Below are 2,873 nucleotides of genomic sequence, written 5' to 3'. Positions count from 1 at the left end.
AACTCATCGGTCACCACCCACGACTCAACACGTTTCGCCAAGATCTCGATCCATCGCCGCGCCCAATGCGGCTCGGATCGACAGTTTACCTATTTACGGATAAGTTCTTAGCCAGTGAACGCATGAAAGCTCTCGACCCCCATTCCCGCTTAATCGTAATGGGCTGGTACCTGCCTTTTCAAACCTCTGCAGGATGGCTAGCCTTTGCAAGTAATTTGGACTATGAGAGTGCTCAACTTGTTGCTGCATCCGCCCCTGAAAAGTACGGTTATCAATGCGAGTTGAAGAAGTCGGAGTCCAAATGGTCGGTGCTGGAGTAAAGCACCGCTTGCACAGACGCCGAGTACGCGATACGCCACTGGGCGAGAAATCGCAGCAGCGGTGCGCGCACGCAGCCCCATGATGTCGCGCGTGCCGTCGGACAGCAGTATGCGGTCAATAAACCGCGTTCTTGAAGGTCGCGAAGGATGCTGAGAGTCTACGAACCCATCTAACTACGTGGGTTTGTTATGTCAGTGGAACTTGATGTCGGGGACTTGGCGCGACGCCTGGTGATCAGTCGCAAGCGCGATGGTCGCAGCGTCTACGATCCGGTCGCCAAACGCGAGCTCATCGAGGCTTGCATGCGACCGGGCGTGTCGGTCACGAAGCTGGCGCGCGAGTGCGGCGTCAATGCGAACCAGCTCAGCACCTGGATTCGCGAGCGTCAGAAGGACAAGGGTGTTGCGTCGTTCAACAGCGGCGAAGTCGTCGAGGTTCGCGCGGCGGCGTTCGTGCCTGTGGAGGTCCCAGGGGTGCAAGCGATTGCGCAACAACCAGCCTCCGAGGTTGACCTGCAGGCACGGCTTCCCAATGGCGTGGTCGTCGATCTGCGCGGCTGCGGTCTGCAGCAGGCCAGCAGCTTGCTCGAGATGCTCGGGAGACTGCGGTGTTCCGCTTCGACGAAGGGCTGAAGGTCTACCTGCACCGCGAGGCCATCGACTTCCGGGTCGGCCTCAACGGTCTGGCGATCCTGGTCGAGCAAGCCCTCGGGCTCGATCCGTTCGCCGAGGCGGTGTACGTCTTCAGCAATCGTCGACGTGACCGCGTAAAGATTTTGGGCTGGCAGCGCAACGGCTTTTGGATGTTGATGAAACGTCTCGAGGAGGACAGGTTCATCTGGCCCGACGTTGTCACCGTGCCGACGTTGACGGTGGAGCAACTGCATTGGTTGCTCGATGGCATTGACCTCGCGGTGGTCCATAAGCACCCTCGCCGCTTCTACGAGCGAGTGGCCTGAACGCTCACCGGCAGCTTGCAAAAAGGCTGGCGAATCTTCCTCGACAATGCGGGGTTTGAGGAACGCCTGCACGTCATGTTGATCGAAGCAGGTGATGGTTCAGATGCCCACCGCCGAAGAATTCGCAGCCCTGCAGCAAGCCCTGGCCGAGGCCACCCGGCGCAGCGAATCTCTCGTTGGTGAACTGCGCGTCGTGACCACCGAGCGGGACCTGGCGCTGGAGCGGCTTCGCGCGTTGCAGCGTCAGTTGTTCGCCGCCAAGAGTGAGGCCCGCGGCACCGACCAGAAGGACCTGTTCCTCAACGAGGCCGAGGCGCTCGCGCCAACCGCGCAAACACTGCCGGCCGAAATCGATGATGAGGACTCGTCACCGGTCGCTGGCCACCAGCGCAAGAAGCGCGGACGCAAGCCGCTGGACCCCGCACTGCCGCGTGACATCGTTCGCCACGAGCTGCCCGAGTCCGAGCGCATCTGCGCGCACGACGGCCACGCGTTGGTGGAGATCGGCGCCGAGGTCAGCGAGCAGATGCACGTCATCCCCGAGCAGGTGCGCGTGCTCCAGCACCATCGCATCAAGTACGCATGTCCTTGCTGCGACTTGAGCCTGAAGGTTGCGCCGACACCAGCTCGCATCATCCCGCGAGGCCTGCTCACTGAGGAGGCGCAGGCCTGGGTCATCACCGGCAAGTACCAGTTCGGGATGCCGCTGTATCGCACGGCCGTTCTGCTGCGCCGCTTCGGCGGCGACATCGTGAGCAACACCTGGCCGCCGGCGTCGTTCGCATCGGTCAAGCCGTGCAGCCCATCATCAACCTGCTGCGTGACCACCTGTTGGACTCGGACCTGATCTACGGTGACGAGACGACCGTTCAGGTGCTCAAGGAGCCCGGGCGCAAGGCGCAGACCAAGAGCTTCATGTGGGCTCAGATGAACGGTAGCGGACCGCCAGTTCGACTGTTCGCCTATGCGCCGGGTCGCGGCGCCGTGCACGCGCAGAAGCTCTATGCCGGCATCCGGCGCGGCGCCACGCTTGTGACTGACGGGTATCAGGTCTACGACGGCATTGCCGCGGACCACGGCCTGACGCATCTTGGATGCTGGGTGCATGCACGCAGACCCTTTGTCAAGGCTGAGGAGTCGATCCCGAAGGCCGCTCGGTCGCCGGACCAACTGGCCACGCGGTTCATCAAACTCATCGGCAAGCTTTATCGCGCGGAGGCACTGTCAGAGAAGTGGTCGCCAGAGCGTCGCGCTCGGCTGCGCAAGCGCTATAGCGCCACAGTGGTCAAGCAGATCGAACAGTTGCTGCTCGCGCATCTGCACGCCGTTGCGCCAACGAGCCTGCTGGGCGAGGCGCTGCACTACATGCATGGCCAGTGGCCCAAGCTCATCCGCTTCCTGGACAGTGGGACTTGGCCGCTGGACTCCAACCCGGTGGAAAACGCCATCAGGCCGTTTGTCGTTGGACGACGTTCATGGCTCTTCGCCGTGTCTGTCCGGTCTTCCCCGTCGCTTGACGGCGGACACGGACGCACCGGTCAGATGTCGATGACCCGTCGAAGGTGAACGTATGGCACGCTCCAGGACGCCTCGC

Annotated in this window: 3 protein-coding genes and 1 pseudogene; all 4 read left to right on the top strand. The window is 62.2% G+C overall.

From position 1 onward, the window contains the following. A partial coding sequence (locus WKW79_RS36775; RefSeq protein ID WP_340340156.1) for a hypothetical protein occupies positions 1–320 on the top strand: 320 nt, incomplete at its 5' end. A gap of 216 nt (positions 321–536) precedes the next feature. Beyond that, complete coding sequence (gene tnpA / locus WKW79_RS36770; protein ID WP_340340155.1) at positions 537–953, top strand: IS66-like element accessory protein TnpA; 417 nt, start codon at positions 537–539, stop codon at positions 951–953. After that, on the top strand, positions 929–1,279 hold the full coding sequence (gene tnpB, locus WKW79_RS36765; protein WP_340340154.1) for an IS66 family insertion sequence element accessory protein TnpB: 351 nt from the start codon (positions 929–931) through the stop codon (positions 1,277–1,279). Before tnpA ends, tnpB begins: the two co-directional genes overlap by 25 nt. Positions 1,280–1,373: 94 nt before the next feature. Continuing rightward, positions 1,374–2,776: pseudogene (gene tnpC, locus WKW79_RS36760) on the top strand (IS66 family transposase); the annotation flags it as partial. Between the last annotated feature and the right edge of the window lie 97 nt (positions 2,777–2,873).

The sequence above is a fragment of the Variovorax robiniae genome (genome assembly GCF_037889955.1).
In the GTDB taxonomy this organism is placed as follows: Bacteria; Pseudomonadota; Gammaproteobacteria; order Burkholderiales; family Burkholderiaceae_C; genus Variovorax; species Variovorax robiniae.
This window is presented reverse-complemented; position numbering and strand designations above follow the sequence as displayed.